The 566-nt window shown below is 68.0% G+C and carries 1 protein-coding gene; it reads right to left on the bottom strand.

Features of this window, described 5'->3' with window-relative positions:
- Positions 1–566: DUF1853 family protein (locus tag FEM54_RS33700; protein ID WP_138454415.1), on the bottom strand; the 566-nt coding region annotated here is incomplete at both ends.

Here is a 566-nt window from a genome sequence, read left to right as displayed (position 1 = left end):
GCAAATACCCGCCCAGCCACAAATGTGCATCGAACTGCGCAATATCCAGCGCCGCCAGGGCTTCGCGGCTTTCCGGGCGGGCCGAAATCGGTAGTTGATGCTGGGCCAGGTGCGCGAGCTTGCGGTCCAGCCGGTCATGACAGCCGGGGCCGAGCCATTGCGCGGGGTCCTGGCCGTTGCCGTCCTGCGGCCCCAGATACAGTTTGATCGCCAGTTCCAGGTGGTGCACGCCATCGCGGTCGCGCACCAGCATGTCCAGCTCGCCCAGCGTATGCCCGGCGCGGCGGATCGGCAGGTTGGCAGCCAGTAACTCCACCCCCGGCGCATGTTGTACCGCGAATTGCCACAGGCGCTCGTAGTACAGGCCCAGGCGCCGCGTGCGCGACAGGCTTAGCCAATGCTGCAAGGCGCTGCTGTCCTGGTCGAGGGTGCGTAACCACTGTTCGAGCCGGTGCGGCGCCTGTACCCAGTCGCTGCCGGCCAGTGGGTGGCGCTGCGGCCAGGGCGTTTGCGCAAGCATCGGCGGGGCAAGCATCACCCACGCCAGGTCGCGCACCTCGGGGTGG

This window comes from Pseudomonas edaphica, assembly GCF_005863185.1.
GTDB lineage: Bacteria > Pseudomonadota > Gammaproteobacteria > Pseudomonadales > Pseudomonadaceae > Aquipseudomonas > Aquipseudomonas edaphica.
This window is presented reverse-complemented; position numbering and strand designations above follow the sequence as displayed.